This window comes from Bacillus inaquosorum (assembly GCF_023238325.1).
Lineage (GTDB): Bacteria > Bacillota > Bacilli > Bacillales > Bacillaceae > Bacillus > Bacillus inaquosorum.
The window spans coordinates 3,213,726-3,240,614 of sequence record NZ_CP096592.1; the positions used below are offsets into that span (position 1 = coordinate 3,213,726).

26 protein-coding genes and 1 pseudogene are annotated in these 26,889 nt (G+C 43.8%); 20 read left to right on the forward strand and 7 right to left on the reverse strand.

The annotated features are described in order from the left end of the window. Nucleotides 1–18 precede the first annotated feature (18 nt). From patB to kapB, 3 genes are all read left to right on the forward strand, one after another. Nucleotides 19–1,182 (forward strand): cystathionine beta-lyase PatB, encoded by a 1,164-nt coding sequence (gene patB / locus M1M80_RS16345; protein WP_060399378.1) that lies wholly within the window; start codon nucleotides 19–21, stop codon nucleotides 1,180–1,182. 127 nt (nucleotides 1,183–1,309) lie between these two features. Then, on the forward strand, nucleotides 1,310–2,596 hold the full coding sequence (gene kinB, locus M1M80_RS16350; RefSeq protein WP_060399379.1) for a sporulation sensor histidine kinase KinB: 1,287 nt from the start codon (nucleotides 1,310–1,312) through the stop codon (nucleotides 2,594–2,596). Nucleotides 2,597–2,641: 45 nt separating this feature from the next. Further along, complete coding sequence (gene kapB / locus M1M80_RS16355; RefSeq protein WP_003241083.1) at nucleotides 2,642–3,028, forward strand: kinase-associated lipoprotein KapB; 387 nt, start codon at nucleotides 2,642–2,644, stop codon at nucleotides 3,026–3,028. Between the two features lie 27 nt (nucleotides 3,029–3,055). Here kapB and kapD read toward each other — a convergent pair whose 3' ends face one another. Next, entirely contained in the window at nucleotides 3,056–3,673 is a 618-nt protein-coding gene (gene kapD / locus M1M80_RS16360) for a 3'-5' exonuclease KapD (RefSeq protein ID WP_060399380.1), read from the reverse strand. 75 nt (nucleotides 3,674–3,748) lie between these two features. Further along, on the reverse strand, nucleotides 3,749–3,952 hold the full coding sequence (locus M1M80_RS16365; protein WP_003241080.1) for a hypothetical protein: 204 nt from the start codon (nucleotides 3,950–3,952) through the stop codon (nucleotides 3,749–3,751). Between M1M80_RS16365 and M1M80_RS16370 the strand changes: the two genes are divergently transcribed. From M1M80_RS16370 to M1M80_RS16380, 3 genes are all read left to right on the forward strand, one after another. Then, a complete protein-coding gene (locus M1M80_RS16370; protein WP_332880198.1) occupies nucleotides 3,855–5,063 on the forward strand; it encodes a multidrug efflux MFS transporter in 1,209 nt (402 codons plus the stop codon). The genes M1M80_RS16365 and M1M80_RS16370 overlap by 98 nt on opposite strands. 92 nt (nucleotides 5,064–5,155) lie before the next feature. Further along, nucleotides 5,156–7,030, forward strand: a complete 1,875-nt coding sequence (locus M1M80_RS16375) for a transglycosylase domain-containing protein (protein WP_003241076.1) — start codon at nucleotides 5,156–5,158, stop codon at nucleotides 7,028–7,030. A gap of 20 nt (nucleotides 7,031–7,050) precedes the next feature. Next, nucleotides 7,051–7,464, forward strand: a complete 414-nt coding sequence (locus M1M80_RS16380) for a thiol-disulfide oxidoreductase DCC family protein (protein ID WP_003241074.1) — start codon at nucleotides 7,051–7,053, stop codon at nucleotides 7,462–7,464. Between the two features lie 17 nt (nucleotides 7,465–7,481). On the opposite strand, the gene M1M80_RS16385 is transcribed toward M1M80_RS16380, so the two are convergent. Further along, a complete protein-coding gene (locus M1M80_RS16385) occupies nucleotides 7,482–8,039 on the reverse strand; it encodes a YufK family protein (protein ID WP_003220744.1) in 558 nt (185 codons plus the stop codon). 177 nt (nucleotides 8,040–8,216) lie between these two features. Between M1M80_RS16385 and maeL the strand changes: the two genes are divergently transcribed. The 7 genes from maeL to maeN all read left to right on the forward strand — a co-directional run bounded on the left by maeL (nucleotide 8,217) and on the right by maeN (nucleotide 17,179). After that, complete coding sequence (gene maeL, locus M1M80_RS16390; protein WP_060399381.1) at nucleotides 8,217–9,818, forward strand: two-component system sensor histidine kinase MaeL; 1,602 nt, start codon at nucleotides 8,217–8,219, stop codon at nucleotides 9,816–9,818. Next, on the forward strand, nucleotides 9,811–10,518 hold the full coding sequence (maeM, locus tag M1M80_RS16395; RefSeq protein WP_003241069.1) for a two-component system response regulator MaeM: 708 nt from the start codon (nucleotides 9,811–9,813) through the stop codon (nucleotides 10,516–10,518). The genes maeL and maeM overlap by 8 nt, the downstream gene beginning before the upstream one ends. 473 nt (nucleotides 10,519–10,991) lie before the next feature. Further along, on the forward strand, nucleotides 10,992–12,071 hold the full coding sequence (nupN, locus tag M1M80_RS16400) for a guanosine ABC transporter substrate-binding protein NupN (RefSeq protein ID WP_003241066.1): 1,080 nt from the start codon (nucleotides 10,992–10,994) through the stop codon (nucleotides 12,069–12,071). A gap of 75 nt (nucleotides 12,072–12,146) precedes the next feature. After that, a complete protein-coding gene (gene nupO, locus M1M80_RS16405; protein ID WP_060399382.1) occupies nucleotides 12,147–13,679 on the forward strand; it encodes a guanosine ABC transporter ATP-binding protein NupO in 1,533 nt (510 codons plus the stop codon). Next, nucleotides 13,672–14,718: a guanosine ABC transporter permease NupP gene (nupP, locus tag M1M80_RS16410; RefSeq protein ID WP_060399383.1), complete on the forward strand. Its 1,047-nt coding sequence runs from the start codon at nucleotides 13,672–13,674 to the stop codon at nucleotides 14,716–14,718. Before nupO ends, nupP begins: the two co-directional genes overlap by 8 nt. After that, nucleotides 14,719–15,678: a guanosine ABC transporter permease NupQ gene (gene nupQ / locus M1M80_RS16415; protein WP_003241060.1), complete on the forward strand. Its 960-nt coding sequence runs from the start codon at nucleotides 14,719–14,721 to the stop codon at nucleotides 15,676–15,678. It abuts the gene before it with no gap. A 154-nt stretch (nucleotides 15,679–15,832) separates the two neighbouring features. Next, nucleotides 15,833–17,179 carry a sodium/malate symporter MaeN gene (maeN, locus tag M1M80_RS16420; RefSeq protein ID WP_060399384.1) on the forward strand — a complete coding sequence of 449 codons (1,347 nt, stop codon included), beginning with the start codon at nucleotides 15,833–15,835 and terminating at the stop codon, nucleotides 17,177–17,179. Nucleotides 17,180–17,216: 37 nt separating this feature from the next. Here the strand turns inward: maeN and M1M80_RS16425 are convergent, their stop codons facing one another. Further along, a complete protein-coding gene (locus M1M80_RS16425) occupies nucleotides 17,217–17,429 on the reverse strand; it encodes a hypothetical protein (protein ID WP_060399385.1) in 213 nt (70 codons plus the stop codon). A 231-nt stretch (nucleotides 17,430–17,660) separates the two neighbouring features. Here M1M80_RS16425 and M1M80_RS16430 point away from each other — a divergent pair, with 231 nt between their 5' ends. Genes M1M80_RS16430 through mnhG form a run of 7 tightly spaced genes read left to right on the forward strand, consistent with a single transcriptional unit; the run spans nucleotide 17,661 to nucleotide 23,429 of the window. Then, entirely contained in the window at nucleotides 17,661–20,066 is a 2,406-nt protein-coding gene (locus tag M1M80_RS16430) for a Na+/H+ antiporter subunit A (protein WP_003241056.1), read from the forward strand. Beyond that, nucleotides 20,059–20,490, forward strand: coding sequence for a Na(+)/H(+) antiporter subunit B (locus M1M80_RS16435; RefSeq protein ID WP_003241054.1), 432 nt, complete (start codon nucleotides 20,059–20,061; stop codon nucleotides 20,488–20,490). The genes M1M80_RS16430 and M1M80_RS16435 overlap by 8 nt, the downstream gene beginning before the upstream one ends. Further along, nucleotides 20,490–20,831 carry a Na(+)/H(+) antiporter subunit C gene (locus M1M80_RS16440; RefSeq protein WP_003220730.1) on the forward strand — a complete coding sequence of 114 codons (342 nt, stop codon included), beginning with the start codon at nucleotides 20,490–20,492 and terminating at the stop codon, nucleotides 20,829–20,831. The genes M1M80_RS16435 and M1M80_RS16440 overlap by 1 nt, the downstream gene beginning before the upstream one ends. Further along, a complete protein-coding gene (locus M1M80_RS16445; protein WP_060399386.1) occupies nucleotides 20,824–22,305 on the forward strand; it encodes a Na+/H+ antiporter subunit D in 1,482 nt (493 codons plus the stop codon). Before M1M80_RS16440 ends, M1M80_RS16445 begins: the two co-directional genes overlap by 8 nt. Nucleotides 22,306–22,310: 5 nt before the next feature. Then, on the forward strand, nucleotides 22,311–22,787 hold the full coding sequence (locus M1M80_RS16450) for a Na+/H+ antiporter subunit E (protein ID WP_060399387.1): 477 nt from the start codon (nucleotides 22,311–22,313) through the stop codon (nucleotides 22,785–22,787). Beyond that, complete coding sequence (locus M1M80_RS16455; RefSeq protein ID WP_003241049.1) at nucleotides 22,787–23,071, forward strand: Na(+)/H(+) antiporter subunit F1; 285 nt, start codon at nucleotides 22,787–22,789, stop codon at nucleotides 23,069–23,071. The genes M1M80_RS16450 and M1M80_RS16455 overlap by 1 nt, the downstream gene beginning before the upstream one ends. Next, nucleotides 23,055–23,429 (forward strand): monovalent cation/H(+) antiporter subunit G, encoded by a 375-nt coding sequence (gene mnhG, locus M1M80_RS16460; RefSeq protein WP_060399388.1) that lies wholly within the window; start codon nucleotides 23,055–23,057, stop codon nucleotides 23,427–23,429. The genes M1M80_RS16455 and mnhG overlap by 17 nt, the downstream gene beginning before the upstream one ends. A 38-nt stretch (nucleotides 23,430–23,467) precedes the next feature. Here the strand turns inward: mnhG and M1M80_RS16465 are convergent, their stop codons facing one another. From M1M80_RS16465 to M1M80_RS16475, 3 genes and pseudogenes are all read right to left on the reverse strand, one after another. Then, entirely contained in the window at nucleotides 23,468–23,848 is a 381-nt protein-coding gene (locus M1M80_RS16465) for a hotdog fold thioesterase (RefSeq protein WP_019259331.1), read from the reverse strand. Between the two features lie 18 nt (nucleotides 23,849–23,866). Beyond that, nucleotides 23,867–24,510: pseudogene (gene comA, locus M1M80_RS16470) on the reverse strand (two-component system response regulator ComA). A gap of 80 nt (nucleotides 24,511–24,590) precedes the next feature. Further along, a complete protein-coding gene (locus M1M80_RS16475) occupies nucleotides 24,591–26,888 on the reverse strand; it encodes a histidine kinase (protein WP_060399389.1) in 2,298 nt (765 codons plus the stop codon). Nucleotide 26,889 lies beyond the last annotated feature (1 nt).

The following is a 26,889-nucleotide window of genomic DNA, read 5'->3' on the forward strand; positions in this document are numbered from 1 at the left end:
CCATGAGGGGGTAACAGAATGAACTTTGATAAACGAGAAGAACGCCTAGGTACCCAATCGGTCAAATGGGACAAAACAGGCGAATTATTCGGCGTGACAGACGCACTCCCGATGTGGGTGGCTGATATGGATTTCCGCGCGCCGGAAGCGATAAATGAAGCATTAAAAGAGCGCCTTGACCACGGGATTTTCGGTTATACGGCCCCAGATCAAAAAACGAAGGATGCTGTGTGCGGATGGATGCAAAACAGGCACGGCTGGAAGGTGAACCCCGAAAGCATCACATTCAGCCCGGGCGTTGTCACAGCTTTGAGCATGACGGTACAAGCTTTCACGGAACCTGAAGACCAAGTGGTTGTCCAGCCTCCTGTTTATACACCTTTTTACCATATGATTGAGAAAAACGGCCGGCGCGTTTTACATAATCCGCTGCTAGAAAAAGATGGCACATATGCAATGGATTTTGAGGACTTGGGGGCGAAGCTCAGTGATCCAAGCGTTAAAATGTTTATTTTATGCAATCCTCAAAACCCTTCAGGGCGTTCGTGGAGCCGGGAGGATTTACTGAAGCTCGGCGAATTGTGCCTTGAGCACGGCGTTACAGTTGTATCAGATGAAATCCATTCCGACTTGATGCTGTACGGAAACAAACACACGCCGTTTGCTTCTCTCTCTGACGATTTCGCTGAGATATCCGTGACATGTGCTGCGCCAAGCAAAACATTTAATATCGCCGGATTGCAGGCGTCGGCCATCATTATTCCGGACCGGCTGAAGCGCGCCAAGTTTTCCGCAAGTCTGCAGCGCAATGGTTTAGGCGGGCTGAACGCATTTGCAGTTACGGCGATCGAAGCTGCTTACTCAAAAGGCGGACCGTGGCTCGATGAATTGATCTCTTATCTTGAGAAAAACATGAACGAAGCTGAAGCCTTTTTGAGCACCGAGCTCCCAAAAGTCAAAATGATGAAGCCGGATGCATCTTACCTGCTCTGGCTCGACTTCAGCGCTTACGGCTTGTCCGACGCGGAGCTTCAGCAAAGGATGCTGAAAAAGGGGAAAATTATTTTAGAGCCCGGGACGAAATACGGGCCTGGCGGAGAAGGCTTTATGCGCCTGAACGCGGGATGCCCTCTCGCAACCTTACAGGACGGCCTGCGCCGCATCAAAGCCGCATTAGCGTAAATATAGCTGTTAAACGCCTTTACGTCTTCATTCGTAAAGGCGTTCTTTATAAAGGAATTTTATATTTTACTTCTAATATTTAGTGTTATAATAGATTCATATTTTATACGAAAGGATTTCACACCGAATGGAAATTCTAAAAGACTATCTCCTGCATATTTGCTTTATTTTGTTTCCTATTCTTCTCTACCAAGTATTTTGGCTTGGAAAGCCGGCGATCCTTGTGCCAAAAATAAACAGCGGTTTGGTCACGTTATTCGCCTGCGGCGCCTCCATTTTATGCATTATATTCCCTATTCATGAAATGAACTACATACAATACGGCCTTCAGGTGATTCCCGTTATCATTTGTTTATTTTACGTTAGTACTGCTTCCGGGCTTACAGTCGCCGCATCTGTCTTATGTTTTGAACTGCTGTTTTATGAACCTTCCGCAATGTTTGTTTTCACTTTGCTGCCTTTTCTTACTATCATCCCAATATTATTTCAGAAAAAATGGCCATTCATGTCCAAAGCGAAAAAACTGCTGCTGTCTTTATTGATCGGCTGCTTGGAGATCTTCTTATTTTTCGCCTCCAGTTGGATTTTTTCCGCCTTGAATATTTTAAATTTTCAAAAATCAGGAATTTTACTTTATGAGGCGGCTGTCTCTGGGCTGTTCCGCTCCAGCGTTCTTCTTTTAAGCATCTATATTATTGAAAGCATCGCCGAAAATATCGCCCTGCGTTCACAGCTGATCCATTCAGAAAAAATGACGATTGTGAGTGAACTGGCAGCGAGCGTCGCTCATGAAGTCAGAAATCCGCTGACAGTTGTCCGCGGGTTTGTCCAGCTGCTTTTTAATGACGAAACCCTTCAAAACAAATCGAGTACAGATTACAAAAAGCTTGTACTGTCAGAGCTTGACCGGGCGCAAGGCATTATTACAAACTATCTCGATATGGCCAAACAGCAATTGTACGAAAAAGAGGTTTTTGATTTATCAGCTCTTATCAAAGAGACAAGCTCCCTTATGGTGTCGTATGCCAATTACAAGTCTGTAACCGTTGAGGCCGAAGCAGAGCCGGGCCTTTCAGTATACGGAGACGCAACAAAGCTGAAGCAGGCTGTCATCAACCTGATGAAAAACAGCATTGAAGCGGTTCCCCACGGGAAGGGAATGATCCACATATCAGCCAAAAGAAGCGGCCATACGATCATGATTAACATCTCAGATAATGGAGTCGGCATGACAGACCATCAAATGCAAAAACTCGGCGAACCTTATTATTCATTAAAAACGAACGGAACGGGACTCGGGCTCACCGTGACCTTTTCCATTATTGAGCATCATCACGGGACCATTTCGTTTAACAGCAGCTTCCAAAGAGGGACCACGGTGACGATTAAGCTTCCCGCCGACCTTCCTCACTAGCAAATCGATTGGAACTTTAATAGAATAAATGCGAGGTGATGACAGATGAGCACGTTTGAGACAGGCTCTATCGTTAAAGGATTTTATAAAACAGGTGTATACATAGGAGAAATCACTGCTTGCAGGCCGCAGCATTATTTAGTGAAAGTCAAAGCGGTTCTCACCCATCCCGCTCAAGGGGACCTTCATCATCCAAAACAGGCGGATGTGCCGTTTTTCCATGAGAGAAGAGCGCTCGCATACGGTGAACAGACCAATATCCCCCATCATATGGTGAAGCCTTATGATGGCGAAGTGCCGGATTATACCGAGTCTCTGCGAGAGGCGGCAGCACAGCTGAGAGCCAAATTGAATGAGGATGGTTCGGAGTGGGCAAAGCGCTCCCTGAATAATCTGGACGTTTTAGAAAAAGAATATTTTAACCGGCCATAACCCAGTCTGACAAAAGATTGGGTTTTTTTAAGTTGCGCGTTTAAACAGTTCGGATAAATCGATTCTTTCGCCGATTGTCGGCGGCTTTGGCTTTTCGAGATACTGCTTATCCTGCTCAACAAGCTTAAAAAGCTTATATGCTGTGAGGGCGTCATCAAGCGCTTTATGATGGGTGCCGGTTCCGGTATCTCCATACTCCTCGGCAGCTTTCCATAAACCCGTCAGTGTCCGGTCTCCAAAAAAGTTTTTGTATTCAAGCGATAAATCTCTCATTTCTCCCTTAAACGGGAAAGGAATATGGTTAAACATACAGTTTTGCTTCAGCACTTTCATGTCCATGTTTCCCCACGTAATTATCGTGCTGTTCTTCTCAGGATCAAGCTCGTTTAGTTTGCGGATGAAATCCTCGAACCTCATCCCCTCGTCTACCTGCTTTTGGGTTATTTTTAAAAACGATTTGCAGCGTTTTGTCAGCTTCGGGAATTTTTTCGGTCTGATATAGTTCGAAAACGTCTCAACTACTTCATCATCAACCGACTTTACAATTCCGGCTTCAATGATTTCCGGGAAGAAATTTTGCGGGCTGTACTTTCCATCAGGCATCGTAAATTCGAAATCAATAATGAGTAAGCTGTTTGTCGTCACCTTTTTACACCTGCCTTTCCTCCGATCAGAAAATGCTATCTTTATAGTATATCAATTCCCCTTCTCGACCTTTCTTCATTTTCTAAAAATAATGAATTTCCCCAGCCGCTTTGTTTCTTTTAAATCGTGAATCGTTTCTTTATAATTAGTAAGGAACCCGAAATAATAAGAAGGTGATGTTATTTCTATCCGCAAGAAAAACTTTGTCATTGTGTGGCTGGCGAATTTCTTTGTATCAGCCAGCACAACGATGATCGTTCCTTTTCTCTCCTTATACATTGAGACGCTCAGCACTTTTTCAAACGGCTTTGTGCAAAGGTGGAGCGGCTATGTGTTCGGCATTACATTTCTCATGGCGTTTTTGGTATCCCCGTTTTGGGGGCGGTTCGGAGACAAACGCGGATACAAGAAAATCCTCATGGCAACCGGAACGGGCATTGCCCTCAGTATTTTATTCATGGGCTTTGTTACATCGGTGTACCAATTGTTTTTTCTGCGTATGGCAATGGGGCTTGTAACCGGATTCATCCCGACATCTCTTGCGATGATTTCTGCACAGACTCCGAAGAGCTCAGCCGGTAAAACCCTCGGCACGCTGCAAATGGGGCAAGTGTCCGGCAGCTTGTTCGGCCCGCTTTTGGGAGGCATGCTTGCTGATCGTTTCGGATTTACGTATACCTTTTTTATCACATCCTTTGTGATTTTCTTATCCGTTCTTCTCGTGCTATTCGGTGTCAAAGAACAGCCTCTTGCAGAAAAGGCAGCCAAACGTACGTCTTACTCGAGAAAAGAAGTGCTCTCCTATATTTTTCACCAGCCGGCGCTTTGGGTCATGATGCTGTTAACCATGCTGATTCAAACAGGAAATTTCAGTATCCAGCCGCTGCTCGCTTTATATGTAAATGAGCTGCACGGACCTGTCAATCTGGCCTTTTTCTCCGGCATGGCATTTTCAGCAACGGGACTCGGAAGTTTGCTGCTGGCTAGAAAATGGGGAGACCTGGGCGACCGCTACGGCCACCGCCGCATTTTAATCGGACTTTTACTCGCCGCCTCTATCTTTTTTATTCCGCAGGCGCTCGCGTCCTCGCTCAGCGTGCTCCTTGTTTTCAGATTTTTATTTGGAATGGCGATGGGCGGCTTGCTGCCATGCATCACGGCAGCGATCCGCGTACAGGCTCCCGGCAGCATCCAAGGAGAAGTTCTCGGCTACAACGTCAGCTTTCGCTTTTTAGGAAATGTGCTTGGGCCTCTTCTCGGCGGAATCATATCGAGCCATTTTACAATTTCGGCCGCCTTTTATGTCACAGCGTTTCTCTTTTTCGCCGGCGCTTGCCTGCTTTGGATCATGCAGAAATTCCGGAAAGATTCTTATGCCAAAGCAAGCTGATTCTCAGAAAAAACTAAGGAATCTTCTAAATTTAACCTTCTCGTAAACTCAAAAGAATGGTACGATATGGCTAGAATTTAGGAGAAAAGAGAGTGACCATGTTACGAAAAATAATCGGATGGATTTTGCTCCTTTGCATAATCCCATTGTTTGCATTTACAGTTATCGCTTCCGGAAAAGAAGTAAAACAAATGAAGTCCCTGGATCAGGTGCTTGATAAAAATATTAATCTGAAAGATATCAGCCTTGTTCAGAACAGCTACATGTATGACAGGGACGGCTCCCTTGTCTCGGAAATCGTCAGCGATCACGAAAACCGCGTGCTCGTTCCATTTGACAAGATTCCCGAGGAAGTCAAACAGATTTTCTTAACGTCTGAGGACAAACATTTTTACGAGCATAAAGGCTTTGACTTTATGGGAATGGTGCGGGCAACTGCTTCTAACGTAAAAGACAAAAAAATTGACCAGGGCGCCAGCACCATCACACAGCAGCTTTCAAGAAACTTGTATTTAAGCCACGAACGCTCCTTCAGCCGCAAGCTGACTGAGCTCGCATATTCTTATCAGCTAGAGAAAAAGTATACGAAAAATGAAATTCTTGAAGCTTACTTAAATACCATTTATTTCAACAATGGCGTTTACGGCGTCGGTTCAGCGGCTGAATTCTATTTCAGCAAACCGCTCAAATCTCTCACAGTGGGAGAAATGGCTTTTATTTGCGCTATACCTAATAACCCTACATTATATGATCCTCTCAAGCATTTTGACTACACGAAAAGCCGTCAAGAACGTTTGCTTAAAGGGTTAAAAAATGCCGGTGTCATTACGGATAAAGAGCTGAAAAAAGCCGTAAAACAAAAAATCAAACTGGATGTTGAAAAAAGAGAAGATAAATATCCGGACTATGTTTCCTATGTCAATGATGAATTCACTCAGCTGGTGTCTGAATCAGAAGGCTTTGATAAACGTCTTCAAAAAGCGTCAGGAAAACAAAAAGAAAAGATCGAAAACGAGCTGTCCGCAAGAGTCAGCACTCTGATGAAAGACGGCGTAAAAATTTATACCGCGCTTGATCCGTACATGCAAAATCAAGTTGTGGCACAAATGAATTCCAAGCTCCCGTATGCGGACGTACAGGGCGGAGCGGCTGTGATTAATCATCAGACGCATCAAATCATCGCTCTATCCGGCGGGAAAAACTATCAAAAATATGATTTTAACCGTGCCTACCAGGCATACAGACAGCCGGGTTCATCCATTAAGCCGCTTCTTGATTACGGCCCTTATATTGAACAGACCGGCGCGACAGCAAGCAGCTCCATTGATGCCAGCAAGTTTTGCAGCAGAGATTACTGTCCGCAAAACTACAATAACCGCACGTACGGCACAGTGACGCTCGATACGGCGTTTAAAAATTCATATAATACACCGGCCATCAGAATGCTGGACCGTGTGGGAATCCAAAGAGCATTCAGTTATATTGAGCCGTATCATTTTTCCAAACTTGTCGACAGCGACTATCTTCTCCCGGCGGCGCTTGGCGGATTTACAAACGGCATGACGCCTCTTGAGATGACAAAGGCATATACGACATTCGGCAACAGCGGAAGCTATACACCAAGCCATGCGATTACAAAGGTGACAGATTTAAAGGGAAAAACGCTTTATAAATGGAATGATAAGTCGACTCAAATATTCAGCGTCCGCACGAACATGCAGCTGAAAAAACTAATGTCTTCCGTTGTGAAAAGCGGGACAGGGAAAAAAGCATATTTTAAAGCGCCTTACATCGGCGGTAAAACAGGAACATCAAATGATTATCACGATATGTGGTTCGTCGGCCTGACAGATACGTATACAATGGGTGTTTGGGTCGGAAAAGATACACCGAGCAGCGTTGAATATCTTCACAGCATCAGCCCTCAGCTTTCCATCTGGAAAGGAACGCTGCAAACGGCTTATTAAAGAATCGGAGGGGATCTGGCGTGCAATCAGAACAAATTCCAAATCGCGTTTTGCTGTTTGACGGCGTGTGCAATTTATGCAACGGCGCCGTGCAATTTATCATTAAGCGTGATCCGGACGGATTGATTTCTTTTACATCGCTGCAGTCGGAAACAGGTCAGAGCCTGCTGAAAAAGAGCGGGCTCCCGACTGATCAGTTTGACAGCTTTGTCTTTATTGAAGACGGCCGAGTTTACACAAAGTCAACTGCAGCTATAAAGGTTTTCAGGCATCTGCGGGGCCCATGGCGGCTCTTCGTCCTGTTTTTCGCAGTGCCGAAGCCTGTCAGAGATATGGTCTATTCTTTCATTGCCAAAAACCGCTATAAGTGGTTTGGCAAAAAAAATGAATGTATGCTCCCCTCCCCTTCTATTAAAAAAAGATTTTTACCGTAAACGAAAAAATGGCTAGCTTACACAGGTAAGCTAGCCATTATGCTATTATAAAGCTTGATAAATATGAACAGAATACCGATAACAAAGGTAAACCAAAACAGCAGTTCCAATAAAATGAATCCGACTAATGACATGAGAGAAAGCGTTGAATAAATCCGGTATACGATAAACACAAAGTAAGCGAGCGTGACGACCGCAAACCAAATCACAATCCAGATGACATTTTGCAAGAGCACAAAGGATAAAATCCCGCCTCCTAAATAAATCATGGAACCCATTCTGATTTTTTTCAGATTGTTCCCTTCCGGATCGTTAGCAAAAAACAGCAGTGACAGCTCAGTCACGGTATTCGCAATTAATTTCAGAGCTGACAGAACCATAAAGTATAAAAGTGCAAAGGCAGCAAATAACGCAAGCCTGATCCCTTTCTCTGAAAAATAGTCGAGCATTCCATCATACATTCCAAATGAAGACAGCATCTTCAACGCATAAAGTGAAGTTGAAATGGATAAAGACGAACTAAAAAGCAGGATCGCAATCAGCGGAAAGTATCCCGTCAAATAAGTATTTTTCATATAAAAAAGTCCCTTTCTATAATCTACCTCATTTATTATGGAGGACTTAAAACACATTGACAAGATAAATTATTCCATTTTTTCTCCTTTTTACGAATTACGATCCCAAATCTTCACAAAGCAGCTTTTTGAGAGTAAAGTAGTACGCAGGAATCATAAAACGTAAGGAAGTTTACTATGAAAAAAACATTGAAACTGCAAACCAGACTCACCATATTTGTTTGTATCGTTGTGTTGATCGCACTGCTCATTACGTTTTTTACAGTCGGTGCCCAAACCACCAAACGGATTAGAGATCAGGAAAAAGCCACAGCGATGCAGACCGCTGAAATGGTAGCCGAAGCGCCGATCACAGCCTCTGCTTTAGAGAGCGGAAAAAACCAGAAGGAACTGCAAAGCTACACAAAGCGGGTTCAGAAAATCACCGGCACGGAATTTGTCGTTGTCATGGATATGAACGGCATTCGCAAAACCCATCCTGACCCAAGCAAAATCGGGAAAAAATTCATGGGCGGTGATGAAGCCGAAGTACTAAAAGGACATGTCCACATCAGCACAGCCTCTGGCACGCTCGGGAAATCACAGAGAGCATTCGTCCCTGTCTACGCCGAGAATGGAAAACAGGTCGGTGCAGTTGCGGTCGGGATCACTGTAAATGAAATTGATGAAGTGATCAGCCACAGCTTACGGCCGCTCTACTTTATTATCTGCGTCAGCATTTTCGTTGGTGTGATGGGAGCTGTTATCGTCGCCCGTACGGTGAAAAATATTATGTACGGACTTGAACCTTATGAAATTGCGACTCTTCTTGAAGAACGGAGCGCGATGCTGGAATCGACGAAGGAAGGAATACTTGCTGTCGATGAACACGGCAAAATCAAACTTGCCAATGCGGAAGCAAAGCGCCTATTCGTGAAAATGGGCATTAATACAAATCCCGTTGATCAGGATGTAAATGACATCTTGCCGAAAAGCCGCTTGAAAAAGGTCATTGAGACAAAGAAACCTCTTCAAGACAGAGACGTCCGCATTAATGGATTAGAGCTTGTATTTAATGAAGTTCCCATCCAGCTGAAAGGACAAACCGTCGGAGCGATTGCGACATTCCGCGACAAAACCGAGGTAAAACATTTAGCTGAACAGCTTTCGGGTGTTAAAATGTATGCAAACGCACTGAGAGCGCAGTCTCATGAATTTATGAACAAACTGCATGTGATATTAGGTCTCGTCCAGCTGAAAGAGTATGACGATCTTGGAGATTATATTAAAGATATTGCGATTCAGCAAAAATCAGAAACAAGCGAAATTATAAATGATGTCAAAAGCTCCGTGCTGGCTGGTTTTCTGCTCGGAAAACAAAGCTTCATACGGGAGCAGGGTGCAAATCTTGATATTGAATGCAGCGGTGTCATCCCGAACGCGGCAGATCCTTCAGTCATTCATGAACTTATTACAATCATCGGAAATCTCATCAACAATGCCCTGGACGCCGTTGCCAATATGCCGAAAAAACAAATTACCATGTCCATGCGTTTTCATAACAGCATACTGGACATTGAAATTACCGATACAGGAGCAGGCATGTCTGAAGAAGATCAAGCCAAAGTATTTGAACAAGGCTATTCAACAAAGGGCAAAAACCGGGGATTTGGCCTTTATTTTACACAGCAAAGCATCGAAAATTTAAAGGGCCAAATGATCCTCACAAGCGAAGAGAATGAAGGAACGACATTCAGTCTTCGCATCCCGTACGAACCGAAGGAGGAAAATCATGATTAATGTACTAATAGTTGAAGATGACCCCATGGTGGGTGAATTAAATAAACGATACTTAAGCCAGATAGAAGGCTTTCAGCTGAAAGGCATCGCCTCTTCCTTTCAAAGCGCTCTGCATATTTTAGGAGAGCATCACATCGACCTCATTTTGCTCGATATTTATATGCCGGGTAAAAACGGGCTTGAACTGCTGACGGAACTGAGAGCCCAAAATGAAGCGGTTGACGTCATTGTCATCTCAGCGGCCAGTGAGCTTGACGTTATCAAGAAAACACTTCGTTACGGAGCTGTCGATTATTTAATCAAACCGTTTGAATTTGAACGTTTCCAAACTGCCCTGTCTGATTACAGACGAAAACAAAAGGTATATTCAACCCATCGCAACATGAGCCAAAAAGAACTGGACGCCGAGCTTTTTCAAAAGAAAGAAGCAACAGAAAAAGTGCAGCTTCCTAAAGGCCTGACAAAAAGCACGCTGAAGCTGATTTGGTCCAGTATCCAGTCATTTGAAAATGAATCATTTACGACAGAAGACCTGGCAAAGCACACAGAAATCTCTCAAGTATCCATACGAAAATACTTAAAGTTTCTTGAAGATATACAGGTTCTGAATGTAGAAATGGCGTACGGAACAATCGGAAGACCTGTGTTTCAGTACAACGTCAACACAGGAAACCTTAACGCAATTAAGCAATTTCTATAAAAAACCGCACTGTTCACTCTGAGCAGTGCGGTTTTTTCTGTCATATCTCTTGCCAAGATCCTTGATTCTATTGATGATAAGTTATACAAGAATAATAAAGGACTTTTTACACTTTTGATCAAACAATTCTAAAAATAGATATTTTTTAAAAAATTATGCGAAATTCTATTTATTTCTTGTAAGTAAAATGATAAATTATGATTGGTTAGTTGATCCCAAAAACTAAGTCATAAGTCTCACTTCAGAAAAAGATGTCACGGTTTTCCGCCCGGAATGCCTTCCGCATCCTTCTCTTCCCCGCCTTTCGAAGGAAACACTCACACCACGCTTATTCAGGGAAGATCAGAACTGTCTCAGCGCATTCCATTTATTATTATCAGAAAATTTTATCGATTCTAAGAAATTGTTCAGGACAGCCCATCATATGACTGACCGGATCAGCTTTGAACCAAATTTTTCTGGGGGGTTATATCTTGAATAAACGAAAAATCGGATTGGCGATGTTACTTGTGATCGCAGCAGGCACCATTTTAGGAGCATGCGGAACCAGCGATAAAAGCAGCGGCACAAACACTGACAAAAACAAATTCAGTGTGGCAATGGTTACTGACGTAGGCGGAGTGGATGACAAATCCTTCAACCAATCAGCCTGGGAAGGCATTCAAGCCTTCGGGAAAGAGAACGGGCTGGAAAAAGGCAAAAACGGTTACGATTACCTTCAATCAAAATCAGATGCTGACTACACAACAAATTTAAATAAATTAGCACGTGAGAATTTCGACTTGATTTACGGCGTCGGCTACTTAATGGAGGACTCAATCAGCGAAATTGCTGACCAGCGCAAAAATACAAACTTTGCGATCATAGATGCTGTTGTCGATAAAGACAACGTCGCAAGTGTTACGTTTAAAGAGCAGGAAGGCTCATTTCTCGTCGGAGTGGCCGCAGCCTTATCAAGCAAATCACAAAAAATCGGATTTGTAGGCGGCATGGAATCTGAGTTAATCAAAAAATTCGAGGTCGGCTTCCGTGCCGGCGTGCAGGCCGTAAACCCTAAAGCCGTTGTCCAAGTAAAATATGCGGGCGGTTTCGATAAAGCCGATGTCGGCAAAGCCACCGCCGAAAGCATGTATAAATCGGGCGTAGATGTGATTTATCACTCCGCAGGCGCCACTGGCACAGGTGTCTTTACTGAAGCGAAAAACCTGAAAAAAGAAGATCCGAAACGCGATGTCTGGGTCATCGGTGTCGATAAAGACCAATACGCAGAAGGCCAGGTAGAAGGAACAGATGATAACGTCACCCTCACTTCCATGGTCAAAAAAGTAGATACAGCGGTTGAAGATTTAACGAAAAAAGCAAGCGAAGGAAAGTTCCCGGGCGGCGAGACGCTCACCTACGGCCTTGATCAAGACGGGGTCGGCATTTCCCCATCTAAACAAAACCTATCGGATGATGTGATCAAAGCGGTTGATAAATGGAAGAAAAAAATCATCGACGGATTGGAAGTGCCGGCAACTGAGAAAGAGCTGAAAACCTTCAAAGCTGAATAAGCATCGCAGGGATAAGGATGTCGAGCCCTTATCCCTTGTTTTTCTTTTATATTGAATAAAGGAGCGGTCAAATCAGTGGAATATGTCATTGAAATGCTCAATATCCGCAAGGAGTTTCCAGGTATCGTCGCCAATGACAATATCAATCTTCAGGTCAAAAAAGGCGAAATACACGCGCTGCTCGGTGAAAACGGAGCGGGGAAATCAACGTTGATGAATGTCCTTTTCGGGCTGTATCAGCCGGAGCGGGGTGAAATTCGGGTGCGCGGCGAGAAGGTGCACATCAACAGCCCAAACAAAGCGAATGACCTTGGAATCGGAATGGTGCATCAGCACTTTATGCTTGTTGACACCTTTACAGTTGCTGAAAATATTATTCTCGGGAAAGAGCCAAAAAAGTTTTGCAGAATTGACCGGAAGCGGGCTGCCCAAGAGGTCCAGGACATTTCCGATCGATACGGCCTTCAGATTAATCCTAAAGCAAAAGTTGCTGACATATCAGTCGGCATGCAGCAACGCGCAGAAATATTAAAAACCCTCTACCGCGGGGCTGACATTCTGATTTTTGACGAACCGACGGCTGTATTGACACCTCATGAAATCAAAGAACTGATGCAAATTATGAAGAATCTGGTCAATGAAGGAAAATCAATCATCTTAATCACCCATAAACTGAAAGAGATTATGGGGGTTTGTGACCGTGTGACCATTATCCGCAAAGGAAAAGGCATTAAAACACTTGATGTCCGTGATACAAACCAAGATGAGCTCGCCAGTCTTATGGTCGGCCGCGAAGTATCGTTCAAAACTGAAAAGAAGGCTGCTCAGCCGGGAGCGGAAGTGCTTGCGATTGACGGAATGACCGTAAAGGATACCCGCGGAATAGAGGCAGTCAGGAATTTGTCGCTTTCTGTTAAAGCGGGAGAAATCGTCGGCATAGCCGGTGTCGACGGAAACGGGCAGTCGGAGCTGATTGAAGCGATAACAGGACTCCGCAAAACAGATTCAGGAACAATCACCTTAAACGGTAAACAGATCCAAAACCTGCCGCCCAGAAAAGTCACTGAATCCGGCATCGGACATATTCCCCAAGACCGCCATAAACACGGTCTCGTCCTCGATTTTCCGATCGGAGATAATATGGTGCTGCAAAGCTATTACAAAAAGCCGTATTCAGCATTTGGCGTGTTACATAAAGGCGACATGTATAAAAAAGCACGCAGCCTGATCAGCGAGTACGACGTCAGAACGCCGGATGAATATACACACGTCCGGGCATTGTCAGGCGGAAACCAGCAAAAAGCGATTATCGGGCGGGAAATAGACAGGAACCCTGATTTATTAATCGCTGCCCAGCCGACCCGCGGTCTTGATGTCGGAGCGATTGAATTTGTCCATAAAAAGCTTATTGAGCAGCGTGATGCCGGAAAAGCCGTTCTTCTCCTCTCGTTTGAGCTTGATGAAATTATGAATCTCAGTGACAGAATCGCCGTTATTTTTGAAGGACACATTATAGCCAGCGTCGATCCGCAGGACACCACTGAGCAGGAGCTCGGCCTCTTGATGGCAGGAAGTACGCAAAAGGAAGCGGGGAAAGCAAATGGTTAAACGACTCTCTCATTTACTCGTGCCGCTCATTGCAATCATCCTCGGTCTTGCGGCCGGCGCGCTGATTATGCTTACGAGCGGATACAGTGTGATCAGCGGCTATTCGGCTTTGTGGAATGGGATATTCGGAGAAATCTATTATGTCGGAGAAACCATCCGGCAAATTACGCCTTATATTTTATCCGGATTGGCTGTTGCCTTTGCATTCCGAACCGGGCTCTTTAATATCGGCGTCGAGGGGCAGCTGCTCGTTGGCTGGACAGCAGCGGTTTGGGTCGGGACGGCATTTGACGGACCGGCTTATATTCATATGCCGCTTGCACTGATTACAGCGGCAGCTGCCGGAGGATTATGGGGTTTTATTCCCGGCGTTTTGAAGGCGCGCTTCTACGTTCATGAGGTCATTGTCACCATTATGATGAATTATATCGCGCTTCATATGACCAATTACATCATTTCAAACGTCTTGACAGATCGTCAGGATAAAACGGAGAAAATTCACGAATCCGCCTCCCTCCGCTCGCCGTTTCTTGAACAGATCACCGATTACTCACGGCTGCATTGGGGGATCATCGTCGCCCTTCTCGCAGCAGTTGTCATGTGGTTTATCATCAACAAAACAACAAAGGGATTTGAACTTCGGGCGGTCGGATTCAACCAGCACGCTTCCCAATATGCGGGCATGAGCGTACGGAAGAATATCATGACCTCCATGCTCATCTCAGGTGCCTTTGCAGGGCTTGCCGGCGCCATGGAGGGTCTTGGGACATTCGAATACGCAGCCGTGAAAGGCGCATTTACCGGCGTAGGCTTTGACGGTATCGCTGTCGCTCTTCTCGGGGGGAACACAGCTGTCGGAGTTGTGCTGGCGGCATGCCTGCTTGGCGGCCTGAAAATCGGCGCTTTAAATATGCCGATTGAATCCGGCGTTCCATCAGAGGTCGTCGATATTGTGATTGCCATTATCATTCTGTTTGTGGCTTCAAGCTACGCGATTCGTTTTGTCATAGACAAATTGAAGAAAAAGGGGGCGAACTAAGTGGACTTTGTGCAGATTTTATCCATCATTGTCCCAGCCACACTCGTCTATGCGGCCCCGCTTATTTTAACTGCTCTCGGCGGCGTGTTTTCTGAGAGATCAGGTGTTGTGAATATCGGCCTTGAAGGCCTCATGATTATCGGGGCGTTCACCAGCGTGTTATTTAATTTATTTCTAGGTCCGGAATTGGGTGCCGCCGCGCCTTGGCTTTCGCTCCTTGCCGCCATGGCAGCAGGCGCGCTGTTCTCACTGATTCACGCGGCAGCGGCGATTTCGTTTCGCGCCGATCAGACAGTCAGCGGCGTCGCCATTAACATGCTGGCGCTTGGGGCAACTTTATTTATCATAAAACTGATCTACGGCAAAGCGCAGACAGATAAAATCCCTGAGCCTTTTTATAAAACGAATATTCCCGGCTTGAGCGACATTCCCGTATTGGGAAAGATCTTCTTTTCGGATGTCTATTATACGTCTATTCTTGCCATTGCACTGGCCTTTATTTCTTGGTTTCTCTTGTTCAAAACACCATTTGGCCTTCGCATCCGTTCTGTCGGAGAGCATCCGATGGCGGCGGATACGATGGGAATCAACGTATATAAAATGCGCTACATCGGCGTGATGATCAGCGGATTGTTCGGCGGGCTCGGGGGCGGCGTATATGCTTCCACGATTGCGCTTGATTTCACGCACTCTACCATCTCCGGGCAAGGCTTTATCGCCCTGGCAGCGCTTGTATTCGGAAAATGGCATCCGATTGGAGCACTGGGCGCCGCCCTGTTTTTCGGATTCGCCCAAAGCTTAAGCATTATCGGCTCACTGCTCCCTCTTTTTAAAGACATACCAAATGTGTATATGCTGATGGCGCCTTATGTATTAACGATTATCGCTTTAACCGGTTTTATCGGGCGGGCTGATGCGCCAAAAGCCAATGGTGTGCCTTATATTAAAGGAAAACGATAAACCATGCTCCCCTGGGAAGACGCTTCTCAGGGGATTTTTTCTAATCCAAAAGACCCTCTTAATTTAGTTGTTTATCACTTTTTTAAATTAAAAAAATATGAAGTGTTAACGCTTTCTTGTAGACTGTAACAAACAATACATGGGGGTGTATAACATGGGAGCAATTCCAAAAACGGGGACAATTTCACCTGAGCAAAAAGTCACACAGGAGAAAAACCTGTTTCAAAAAATATGGTCCTGGGAAATCGGTGTGATTCCTCTGCCATTATACACAGTATTAGCTATTATTATTATTCTTGCAGCCTATTACAATGAGCTGCCCGCAAATATGCTTGGCGGGTTTGCCATCATTATGATTTTGGGTGTGTTTCTCGGAGACATTGGCCAGCGCATTCCGATATTGAAGGATATTGGCGGCCCTGCCATTTTATCTTTGTTTGTTCCTTCATTTTTAGTCTTTTACAATGTGCTGAATTCAACATCTTTAGACGCTGTAACCAATCTGATGAAAACATCTAACTTCCTTTATTTCTATATCGCTTGTCTTGTTGTGGGAAGTATCCTCGGAATGAACAGAACTGTTTTAATACAGGGTTTTATCAGAATGTTTGTTCCACTGGTTGCAGGAACGATCGCAGCAGTTGCGGCCGGCATACTCGTCGGATTTATTTTTGGCTACAGTGCCTACGATTCCTTTTTCTTTGTCGTTGTTCCGATTATTGCCGGGGGCATAGGCGAAGGAATTTTGCCGCTCTCGATCGCCTATTCACAAATACTCGGTTCATCCGCTGATGTGTATGTGTCTCAGCTGGTCCCTGCTGCTATTATCGGAAACGTTTTTGCTATCATCTGTGCAGCCTTAATGAAAAAGCTTGGCGATAAACGTCCAGACCTAAATGGAAACGGCCGTCTCGTCAAATCTAAAAAAGCAAATGAAATTTTCAATCAAAAAGAAGCCGAAGCAAAAATTGATTTTAAACTGATGGGAGCAGGCGTTCTGCTCGCGTGTACATTCTTTATCTTCGGCGGGTTATTGGAGAAATTCATCTTCATCCCGGGCGCGATCTTAATGATTATTTCAGCGGCGGCTGTCAAGTATGCGAATGTTCTTCCGAAAAAAATGGAAGATGGCGCTTACCAGCTTTATAAGTTTATTTCTTCCAGCTTTACTTGGCCGCTGATGGTTGGTCTCGGCATCCTCTTTATTCCATTGGATGACGTGGCATCAGTGATTTCTATTCCATTTGTGGTCATTTGTATTTCAGTTGTTATCGCGATGATTGCTTCTGGATATTTTGTAGGCAAGCTGATGAACATGTACCCGGTTGAATCCGCCATTGTTACCTGCTGCCACAGCGGTCTAGGCGGAACAGGTGATGTTGCGATTTTATCAGCTTCAGGAAGAATGGGCCTTATGCCATTCGCCCAAATTTCCACCCGTCTCGGCGGTGCAGGTACAGTCATTTGCGCGACAATTCTGCTTCGTTTCTTCACTTCATAAACAGAAAAAGAGTTCCGTCATATGCGGAACTCTTTTTTTATCTGTTCACAATTCGAATATACTCTCGGGGACCGAACGGCAGATCCTTTGATTCCATTTCACTCATTCTGGCTGAAAGGTGGTGCTCCAATAAATACTGCTCCCACTCATCACTAGCCGCAACACTGCGTCCGTCATACTGATTCAAAATGAATGCCCCTGTGAATACTGAGCAGAATAAACCTGAGCACATCAGAACCTTGCTCTTCACATGATCAGCTCCTTACATTCAGCTTGATCAGGATTGATTTTAAATATACAAATAACATCATTTTTGTTAGACTTATTTTAAGGTCAAAGGAACTCATAAAAACCTATTGCAGCAGTTCGAAGCGTGGCGGCTTCCAAAAAAGTGCGATATAATTTGGACTGGGTCGTTTGACCGTATATTTGATACATAGCGCATTTTTTAATTGAGAACGAGAAAAAGGAGGTCTTATCTTTGCAGCTCTTACATTTTGCTATTTTATCGCCTTTTTTATTTGCCATTATCATTCCCTTCTTGGCAAAATACGCAAAAAGAGTGCACACGGGCTGGTTTGTGTTGATCCTGCCCGTCTTGCTGTTTATATACTTTCTCCCAATGATCAGGATGACACAATCGGGAGAAACACTGCGGTCGGTATTGGAGTGGATTCCTTCACTTGGCATTAACTTTACCGTTTATATAGACGGTCTCGGATTGTTATTCGCCTTGCTGATCACAGGCATCGGCTCTTTGGTCACTCTTTACAGCATTTTTTATTTATCGAAAGAAAAAGAACAGCTCGGGCCCTTTTATGTCTATTTATTGATGTTCATGGGTGCGATGCTCGGTGTCGTTCTTGTAGACAATGTCATGGTCCTCTATATGTTTTGGGAACTGACAAGCCTTTCATCCTTCTTGCTGATCGGATATTGGTATAAGCGTGAAAAGTCGCGCTACGGCGCTGCTAAATCACTTTTGATTACGGTCAGCGGCGGGCTGTGTATGCTCGGCGGATTTATTCTCCTTTATCTGATAACAGATTCCTTCAGTATTAGAGAGATGATTCATCAGGTTCAATTAATTGCCGGACACGACTTGTTTATCCCAGCTATGATTCTCATTTTATTAGGGGCATTTACAAAGTCCGCGCAATTCCCTTTTTATATCTGGCTGCCTGATGCGATGGAAGCTCCGACGCCTGTCAGCGCATATCTCCATTCAGCTACTATGGTGAAAGCCGGCATTTATGTAATTGCGAGATTCAGTCCTATTTTCGCCTTTTCAGCTCAGTGGTTTTGGATCGTTTCCCTCGTTGGGCTCTTTACGATGGTATGGGGTTCATTCCATGCCGTGAAACAAACTGATTTAAAATCGATTTTGGCGTTTTCAACCGTCAGCCAGCTCGGTATGGTCATCTCCATGCTTGGGGTCAGTGCCGCAGCTCTTCATTACGGCCATACAGAATATTATACAGTTGCCGCCATGGCTGCCATTTTCCATTTAATCAACCACGCTACCTTTAAAGGAAGCTTGTTCATGGCAGTCGGGATTATCGATCACGAAACAGGCACTCGGGACATCCGGAAGCTCGGCGGCCTGATGGCGATTATGCCGATTACATTTACCATTTCCTTAATCGGGACATTTTCAATGGCCGGACTTCCGCCGTTTAACGGATTTTTGAGTAAGGAAATGTTTTTCACAAGCATGCTTCGCGTAACACATTTCGATCTGTTCAACGTGCAGACATGGGGCGCTTTATTTCCTGTTCTCGCCTGGATCGGAAGCGTATTTACATTTATCTACAGCATGAAATTGCTGTTTAAAACGTTCAGGGGAAATTACCAGCCTGAGCAGCTTGAAAAACAGGCTCACGAAGCGCCGGCTGGCATGCTCGTATCTCCTGTCATTCTGGTCGCGTTCGCTGTCAGTCTCTTCTTTTTCCCGAATATCCTGTCCTACAGCTTGATTGAGCCGGCGATGAACTCGATCTATCCGACACTGCTGGACAGCCATGAGAAATTCCATGTTCACATTTCGCAATGGCATGGGCTGAATACGGAAGTGCTGATGACTGCAGGAATTATTGTTATCGGCACCATTGGATATTTGACGATGAATAAGTGGAAGGGAATCTATAAGCTATTTCCTTCGAAGCTCACACTCAATCGGTTATACGACAAGCTTGTGACTCTGATGGAAAAAGGTTCTTACCGAGTCACCAAACAATATATGACCGGCTTTTTAAGGGATTATTTGCTGTACATCTTCGCTGGTTTCATCATTCTGATGGGCGGAGCTTTTGTCATCAAAGGCGGATTTTCCTTTACAACGGAAGGCATGGCTAAAATCGGCGTATACGAAATTATTCTGACGCTTGTCATGATCAGCGGCACAGCGGCGACTGTTTTTGCCAGATCAAGACTGACGGCGATTATTTCACTCGGTGTTGTCGGTTATACGCTCGCATTGTTTTTTGTGATTTTCAGAGCGCCGGACTTGGCATTGACCCAGCTTGTCATTGAAACGATTTCTGTCGCACTGTTTCTGCTTTGTTTCTACCATCTGCCGAAGCTGCGGCTGAAAAAGAAAACGAGAACATTCCGGATGACGAATTTCATCATTTCTTTAGGCGTCGGGATTATCGTCACTCTGCTCGGCATCGCATCTTCAAGCCAGCGTACAAAAGACAGCATCGCATCCTTCTTCACAAAACACAGCCACGATCTCGGCGGAGGGGATAATGTCGTCAATGTCATCCTCGTTGATTTCAGGGGCTTTGATACGATGTTTGAAATAACGGTGCTGACGATTGCCGCTCTTGGCATTTACAGCATGATTAAAACAAAAGTAAAAGAGGAGGGGAAAAGCGGTGAATGAACAAAAAACAAATGACTTAATTCTTCAAACCGTGACAAAGCTTGTATCCTTTATCATTTTGCTTTTCTCTTTCTATTTATTTTTATCAGGGCATAACGCGCCTGGAGGAGGCTTTGTCGGCGGGCTGATCACGTCCTCTTCCATCGTTCTATTGCTGCTGGCATATGATTTAAAAACCGTGCGTTCGATTTTGCCGGTTAATTTCATTTATGTCGCGGGAGCCGGACTTCTGCTCGCTGTATTAACCGGCGTTGGCTCCTTTGTCTTCGGAGCTCCTTTTTTAACCCATACATTCGGATATTTTCAGCTGCCGATCCTTGGGAAAACGGAGCTTGCCACGGCGACGATATTCGATTTAGGCGTTTATCTTGTTGTCGTAGGCATTACGATGACCATTATTCAAACGATTGGAGAGGAAGAATAATGGAAATCTTAATGGCTGTTTTAGCCGGTATTATTTTTATGGCAGCTACGTATTTGCTGCTGTCTAAAAGCCTGCTCCGCGTCATTATCGGAACAGCACTGTTAAGCCATGGCGTTCATTTAATGCTTTTGACTATGGGAGGATTAAAGAAAGGCGCCGCTCCGATTTTGAGCGAGCATGCCAAATCATTTGTCGATCCGCTTCCGCAAGCCCTGATTTTGACGGCAATTGTCATTTCGTTTGGCGTTACATCATTCATCCTCGTCATGGCCTTTAGGGCTTATCAGGAATTGAAATCGGACGATATGGATCAAATGAGGGGAAATGATCAACATGAATAATTTTGTTATTTTGCCAATCCTGATCCCGCTCCTGTCGGCCATTCTGCTGATTTTCATGACGAAGAATCTGATGCTCATGCGAATCTTCAGCACTGCGGCATCGGCAATCGGGATTGTGATCAGCGGCATACTCGTACAGACTGTCTTTACAAAAGGTATCCAGACACTCAGTCTGGGCGGCTGGAAAGCGCCGTACGGCATTGTGCTCGTCGCAGACCAATTCGCCAGCCTGCTCGTTCTTACAACAGCGGTAATCGGTTTATTGGTTGGGCTTTATTCCTTCCGTTCCGTCGGTGAAAAACGGGAGCGTTCCTTTTATTACTCCGGCGTGCAGTTCTTGCTTGCAGGAGTAAGCGGAGCGTTTTTAACAGGCGATTTATTTAATATGTACGTATTTTTTGAGCTTCTGCTTATTGCTTCCTATATGCTGATTGTATTAGGCGGCACAAAAATTCAGCTGCGGGAGTCCATTAAATATATTGTGTTTAATATCGTGTCGTCGGCCATGTTTGTCATCGGTGTCGGCTTTTTATACGCTGTAACCGGTACGTTGAACATGGCGGACTTAAGCGCCAAAATCAGTGAATCCGGGCAAACAGGCCTGATTACTGTCATCGGTGTCCTGCTGCTGATTGTATTCGGTATGAAGGGCGGAATCTTCCCCCTCTACTTTTGGCTTCCGGGCTCTTATTACGCGCCTCCGGCGGCAATCTCCGCGTTGTTTGGCGCATTGCTGACAAAAGTCGGTTTATATGCGATCACGAGGGTTTTCACATTGATTTTTATTCACGACACAGCCTTTACCCATCAGCTGATGATTTGGCTGGCGGCACTAACTGTGATTTTCGGTGTTATCGGTTCACTCGCTTATACGGATGTCATGAAAATTGTGATCTACAACATTATCACCGCTGTCGGCGTGATTTTGTTCGGTGTGGCAGTTCATACCCCCGCATCCATTCAAGGCGCAATTTACTACCTGATTCACGATATGCTGATTAAAGGCGCTTTATTTATGCTGGCGGGCACGCTGATCGCATTGACTGGAACAGCGAGCCTGCATAAAATGGGCGGGCTGATCAAACGCTACCCTGTTCTTGGATGGATGTTTTTCATTTCAGCTATTTCTCTTGCGGGCATCCCGCCTCTCAGCGGATTTGTCGGCAAATTTAAAATTGCGGAGGGCGGCTTCGCGGAAGGTGAATTTGCGATTTCCATGCTGATTCTGCTTTCGAGTCTGCTCGTACTATACTCTGTGCTGAGGATCTTTATACATGCGTTTTGGGGCGAAGAAAAAGAAACACCAAAACCAAATCATAGAACAGCTAAAGGACTTCTTTATCCGGCAGCTATTTTTCTCTTACTGTCTCTGCTCTTCGGTTTGGGCACAGAATGGGTGTCCCCTTACGTTGATCAAGCGGCCGAGACGCTGCTGAATCCGGAAAAATATATTGAAGCTGTTTTGAAGGAGTAGATCGCATGGCATTTCAAATTTTATTAAATGTGTTTCTCGCATTTTGCTGGATGTTCTTGAGCAATGATCCAAGCGCCGCAGGATTTATCACAGGCTATGCTCTGGGAATGCTCTCTCTCTTTTTCTTCCGGCGCTTTTTTACCCGCCAGTTTTATCTATGGAATATGTTTTCTATCATCAAACTCTTTTTGATTTTTTTAAAGGAACTGTACCTTGCCAATGTCAGTGTGATGAAATCAGTCCTATCGCCGAAACTGAATATCAGACCGGGCATTTTCGCTTTTAAAACAGAGCTCACGAAGGATTGGGAAATCACCCTGCTGTCACTGCTCATTACGTTAACGCCGGGAACCTTGGTGATGGATATTTCCGATGACAGGACGATTCTTTACATTCACGCGATGGATATTGAGGATGCGGAAAAAGCCATTTTTGATATTCGGGAGTCATTTGAGAAAGCCATACAGGAGGTGAGCCGCTGATGTTTACGCTGATTCTGCAAATCGCGCTCGGCATTATGGCAGTGTCTACCCTTTTGTATGTCATTCGTGTCATTAAAGGGCCGACTGTGCCTGACCGGGTTGTGGCTCTGGATGCAATCGGCATCAATCTGATAGCGATCACGGCGCTTGTCTCCATTTTGCTGAAAACAAGTGCGTTTCTGGATATTATTTTGCTGCTGGGGATCTTATCGTTTATCGGAACAATTGCATTTTCTAAGTTTTTGGAGAAAGGAGAGATTATCGAAAATGATCGAAATCGCTAAAGTCGTCGTGGCTGTATTCATTCTGCTCGGCTCTCTTGTATGCCTTGCCGCTTCATTTGGGACGCTTCGTCTTCCTGATATGTATACACGCTCACACGCTGCTTCTAAAGGCTCAACATTAGGCGTCAATATGGTTCTGCTCGGTGTCTTCTTCTTTTTGTGGTTTATAACTGGGGAAATATCGGCTAAAATCCTGCTCGGGATTTTCTTTATCTTTATTACGTCGCCTGTCGGAGGACACTTGATCTGCCGTGCTGCGTACAACTCCGGCGTTAAGCTTGATGAGAGAAGTGTACAGGATGACTATAACGGGATCAGAAACTTTGTGATTAAACGAAAAGAGGATTCTTACTTATAAAAATAAGCAGCCGGACAGGCAGAGTTCCGGCTGTTTTTTTATTTCTTGATGACAGCCAGCGTGCATCTGGATATACAGATCAGCCTCTCTTGCTCGTCATAGATGTGTATTTGATAGACAATGGTCGTTCTGCCTTTATGAACGGGCTCGGCTACTGCCTTTACCGTTCCTTCCTTTACGGATTTCAAATGATTGGCGTTAATCTCCAAACCGACACAAGCTTGTGTTGTGTGATCAATCAGATTTTGCGCACCTGCGCTCGCCGCGGTCTCCGCCAGAGCAACTGAAGCGCCTCCATGCAAATATCCGAACGGCTGCACCGTCCGATGATCCACCGGCATGACCGCAACGCATCGTTCCGCCGTGCTTTCAACAATCTCGATTCCAAGCGCTTCAAGCAATGTGTGTTTCATATCCATCATATACAACTCCCTTATTTAAAGTACACCGTCTGATTTCGCAATCAAAACCGCTTCCGTCCGGGAACCGACATTCAGCTTATTGAAAATCGATGTCAGGCTGTATTCAATGGACCGCTTGCTTAAATGAAGCGCATCTGCGATTTCTTGATTTGTAAATCCCTTTTCAACTTCTTGAAGAATCAGGCATTCTCTAGGTGTGAGCACATCTTGTTCTTTTTGAGAGGAAGGAGCCGGCTTTGTTTTTTGCTGAGTCATCAGCTGTTTAAAATAAGCAAAATCGACTAAAATTTCTCCGTTGAGTACGTGGTATATGTATTGGGTGATCTTTTCTTTCGATTCGGTTTTGCTGATGGCACCGTGCAGACCCGCACGAATCGCTTCCTCAAAATAATCCTCGACCTCATAACCGGTATACACGATAATTTTACAATGAGGATTCTCTTGTAAAATCTGTTTAAAAGCTCCATCCCATTGACCTCGCCGCCTAAATTCAGATCCATTAAAATGAGATCATATGACGAGAAATCATGCTGCTTGATAAACTGTTCGCTCGGTTCAGGACTGAGACAATCAACAGACAGATTCGAATCCGTTTCCAAAATTGTCTTGGTGCCTTCCATGACAGCCAGATGGTCATCAATCACTAGTATCTTTTTCATGTTTTCCTCCCTTTTACTCACTCATTTCCATTTTATAAAAAAGACTTGGCCTGTGCCAAGTCGTTTCCGTTATAAAACCATTACAATTCGATTTCAATATCAGCCTTAAAGCCCTTTCCTTCACTTGTTTCAATCCGAAGGCGTCCATCTAAAGCCCTGACTCTCTCCTTAATGCCAGAAAGCCCCATGCTCATGGAATGCTCATTATTTTTATCTTGATCAAACCCTACGCCATTGTCCTCATAATGAAGAACGATTTTGTTTTGAATACTGATGAGCATAATCAGCACATCCGTCGCCTGAGAGTGCTTGACCGCATTAGACAGAAACTCTTGAATGATCCGGTACAAATTCAGCTGCGAATCCAGATCAAGCGAAGCCGTAAATCTGCCCGTATTTAAACGGATATGAAACGGCACCCGCTCCTGCTGCTGCGCCACAAGCTTCGACAGCGCCTTCACCAGCCCAAGATCATACAGAAGCTGCGGCCGCAGCTCATGACACGTCTCCCTCGTCATCGAAATCACATCAGACATCTGCTCATTCATCTGTACAAGCTTGTCCTGCACATCTTCCCGGCATGGATTATCATCCTTCTTAAAATCAGCCAAAAACAGCTCACACTGTCGTTTTAAAGAAATCAAATCCTGAAGAACGGAATCGTGGAGATCGCGGGCAAGATCAGAACGTTGTTTTTCTTCAATCGTGTACATGAGTTTCTTAAGCCACACTGGATTTGATTCTTGTTGTTTTATTTCTTCTAAATGACTCATCAGCTCTTCAATTTTCATGACGTTTTCGATCGATACGTTTGTATAAAAAGCCAAGGTTTTCAGCCAAGAAAGTTCTTCAAGTGTGAGACGGGGCGTATTCATTTTAGATAAACAAAGAATCACAAATGATTTACCGCCGCGTTCACCTATCTTCATGACAAAGCCTTTATTAAATTCAACGATTTTTCCTATTTCGGATGTTACTTTTCTAAATTCTTTTTGATAGACTTTTTCGAATGAATTTACGGTCTCATCATCATATAGCTTAATACTTCCGTCTGCTGAAACTTCATATACATATGCTCGGCTAACTAGAGAGACCTCAAGTATAGTATTTTTCAGTTCTTCAAATACTTGAGTCAGGAATGTTGAGTCTCTAATCAGCTGCGTAAATTTATATATACTATCTTGATAATTGAATTTTTCCGAGACCCTTTTTAATCTAAACCTGAAATCAAGTACTTCTTTATAATAAAAGACCGCCAACATGATAATATAAATTAAAAATGTTAGTTTAACACTATAAAAATCACTCTCAGGACTACTAATTAATTCAATTGTAGAGATTAGAATAATTGTTGGCGTTAAAGCTAAAAAGCCATAATATCTTAATCTGCTTAAAATAAAATCCACATTATAGATTTTATTTGTCATAAATTGAAATACCAAGGAGAAAGGTATTAACATCATAAATGAAGCTGCTAAAAAGGAAGAAACATAGTGCGCATTTAGAAACACATAAGGTATCAAATATAAACACAAAAAAGGTGCAAAAGAAAAGATATTAATAACAGTGAGGACCTTAATAATATGCGCTTGTTCAGTATCTTTATTTTTAATTAAAATGATACAGAAATAAATCACTACTATGATAAATAAAAAGAAAAAAGATAGTAAACTTAATTTAGGCACATAATCACGAAAGAAAAGATGTGAACGAAACATTTCACACACTACATTTATGATCGGTACTAAATATAAAATGAAAACTTTTTTATCAAATAAGGTAGTGCCTAACTCTCTAAAATAATGATAAAGAAAGAGAAGGTAGTTTAGCGGTACAGATATTAATGTTACCACCATAATACATCTGCATAGTATATCGCCTTTAACAGAAACTCCTGCGCTTATATAAGCAATAGAAGCAGATAACAAAAATATAATTAAAACTAAAGCAGATAGTAAATCCTTCGATTCATTTATTTTTAATATAAATAGGCAACAAAATAAACAAACAATATAAAACATTAACGGTATTAAGTAAGTAGAAAAATTTTTATCATTAAATAAGGTCAGCTTTAGCTCAACATCCTTGCCATTTCTCTCAACAACCATTGAACTTACATTTTTAAGCTTATTCATTTTTATTTCTTTAGTGTTTATCTTTTGATTATTAATACTCTTTACGATATCCCCTTTTTCTATTCCGCTGTATGATGCCATTGAATATTCATCTACATTGGTAATTACAACGTCCCCGTTCTTCCCTTTCGAAACAGTTGCTCCAACTAACAAATTATTATTGCTTATATAGGTCAAATAAATAACATATAACAGACTTATTACAACTAACAATACAGAAATTTTATTGGTTCTAGACTTCATT

Excerpts from the sequence above, each read along its gene's own strand:
- patB (WP_060399378.1), top strand. The coding sequence starts at position 19 with ATGAACTTTGATAAACGAGAAGAACGCCTAGGTACCCAATCGGTCAAA.
- kinB (WP_060399379.1), top strand. The coding sequence starts at position 1,310 with ATGGAAATTCTAAAAGACTATCTCCTGCATATTTGCTTTATTTTGTTT.
- kapB (WP_003241083.1), top strand. The coding sequence starts at position 2,642 with ATGAGCACGTTTGAGACAGGCTCTATCGTTAAAGGATTTTATAAAACA.
- M1M80_RS16365 (WP_003241080.1), bottom strand. The coding sequence starts at position 3,952 with ATGTATAAGGAGAGAAAAGGAACGATCATCGTTGTGCTGGCTGATACA.
- M1M80_RS16385 (WP_003220744.1), bottom strand. The coding sequence starts at position 8,039 with ATGAAAAATACTTATTTGACGGGATACTTTCCGCTGATTGCGATCCTG.
- maeL (WP_060399381.1), top strand. The coding sequence starts at position 8,217 with ATGAAAAAAACATTGAAACTGCAAACCAGACTCACCATATTTGTTTGT.
- maeM (WP_003241069.1), top strand. The coding sequence starts at position 9,811 with ATGATTAATGTACTAATAGTTGAAGATGACCCCATGGTGGGTGAATTA.
- nupP (WP_060399383.1), top strand. The coding sequence starts at position 13,672 with ATGGTTAAACGACTCTCTCATTTACTCGTGCCGCTCATTGCAATCATC.
- maeN (WP_060399384.1), top strand. The coding sequence starts at position 15,833 with ATGGGAGCAATTCCAAAAACGGGGACAATTTCACCTGAGCAAAAAGTC.
- M1M80_RS16440 (WP_003220730.1), top strand. The coding sequence starts at position 20,490 with ATGGAAATCTTAATGGCTGTTTTAGCCGGTATTATTTTTATGGCAGCT.
- M1M80_RS16445 (WP_060399386.1), top strand. The coding sequence starts at position 20,824 with ATGAATAATTTTGTTATTTTGCCAATCCTGATCCCGCTCCTGTCGGCC.
- M1M80_RS16450 (WP_060399387.1), top strand. The coding sequence starts at position 22,311 with ATGGCATTTCAAATTTTATTAAATGTGTTTCTCGCATTTTGCTGGATG.
- M1M80_RS16455 (WP_003241049.1), top strand. The coding sequence starts at position 22,787 with ATGTTTACGCTGATTCTGCAAATCGCGCTCGGCATTATGGCAGTGTCT.
- mnhG (WP_060399388.1), top strand. The coding sequence starts at position 23,055 with ATGATCGAAATCGCTAAAGTCGTCGTGGCTGTATTCATTCTGCTCGGC.
- M1M80_RS16465 (WP_019259331.1), bottom strand. The coding sequence starts at position 23,848 with ATGGATATGAAACACACATTGCTTGAAGCGCTTGGAATCGAGATTGTT.
- M1M80_RS16475 (WP_060399389.1), bottom strand. The coding sequence starts at position 26,888 with ATGAAGTCTAGAACCAATAAAATTTCTGTATTGTTAGTTGTAATAAGT.